The sequence below is a fragment of the Acidaminococcus sp. CAG:542 genome (assembly GCF_000437815.1).
In the GTDB taxonomy this organism is placed as follows: Bacteria; Bacillota; Negativicutes; order Acidaminococcales; family Acidaminococcaceae; genus Acidaminococcus.
In genome coordinates this window covers 1-1175 of record NZ_FR902107.1, presented here as the reverse complement: position 1 = coordinate 1175, position 1175 = coordinate 1, and the positions used below count along the sequence as shown (strand labels likewise).

The following is a 1175-nucleotide window of genomic DNA, read 5'->3' as shown; positions in this document are numbered from 1 at the left end:
TGCGTTTCCATTCAGCAGCATCTGCCCTTGGCAGATGGTTTCCTTCGGCCATTGAATGCTGACAAAAAAAGACGCTGCTTCCGCAGCGCCTTTTTTCCAATTACTCCCCGAACTTCTTTCCGGTGAGCATTTCGTAGGCTTCTTTGTATTTGGCGATGGTCTTGTCGATTACATCCTGGGGCAGCAGGTAGTCGCTGTTGGGATGGGCCTTCAGCCAGTCACGGACGAACTGTTTGTCGTAGGAAGGCTGGCTCTTGCCGGCTTCGTAGCCTGCCAGGGGCCAGAACCGGGAGCTGTCGGGAGTGAGCATTTCGTCACCCAGGACCACTTCGCCTTTTTCGTTCAGGCCGAATTCGAATTTGGTGTCGGCGATGATGATGCCTCTTTCATAGGCATAGTCGGCGCATTTCTTGTACAGGGCGATGGTGGCGTCCTTGATGGCCTTGGTGTATTCGGCCCCTTTCCCCGGGAAGATCTTTTCCAGGTAGGTGACGCACTGTTCTTCGGTGATGTTTTCGTCATGGTCGCCCAGTTCTGCTTTGGTGCTGGGGGTGAAGAGAGGTTCAGGGAGCTTCTGGCATTCCTTCAGCCCTTCGGGCATTTTGATGCCGCAGACGGTGCCGTTTTCCTTGTAGGATTCCCAGCCGCTGCCGGTGATGTAGCCCCGGACGATGCATTCCACAGGGATCATGTTCAGTTTCCGGCATTTCATGCTCTTGCCGGCAAATTCCGGAGTCCGGAAGAATTCAGGCATATCCGCCGGGTCCACACTGATCATGTGGTTGGGGATGATGTCTTTGGTATAGTCGAACCAGAATTTGGACATCTGGGTCAGGACGGCCCCTTTGTCGGTAATGGTGTTTTTCAGAATGTGGTCGAACGCGGAGATCCGGTCAGAAGCCACCATGATCAGGCTGTCGCCCAGATCGTAGATTTCACGAACTTTCCCAGATTTAACGGGTTTGTATTCCTGCATGATCCATCCTCCTTGAATATAGACAGTAAAATCCTGTATCCCTATCATATCACAGCCAGGGGATTTCGTCGAATAATTTTCTCATTATGGGTGGGAATGTTTGTTTCATATGGTACGGAATGGGGAGGTGGGTAAGTGGGTAAGTGAGTAGGTGATTAAGTGGAATGGAATGGAAACGCAGCTGGCGCTGCTAACCCAC

General features: G+C 52.1%; 1 protein-coding gene. It reads right to left on the bottom strand.

What is annotated here, in order from left to right:
- Positions 1–100: 100 nt before the first annotated feature.
- Positions 101–976, bottom strand: a complete 876-nt coding sequence (locus QVO43_RS09215; protein WP_022488227.1) for a phosphoribosylaminoimidazolesuccinocarboxamide synthase — start codon at positions 974–976, stop codon at positions 101–103.
- Positions 977–1175: the final 199 nt, after the last annotated feature.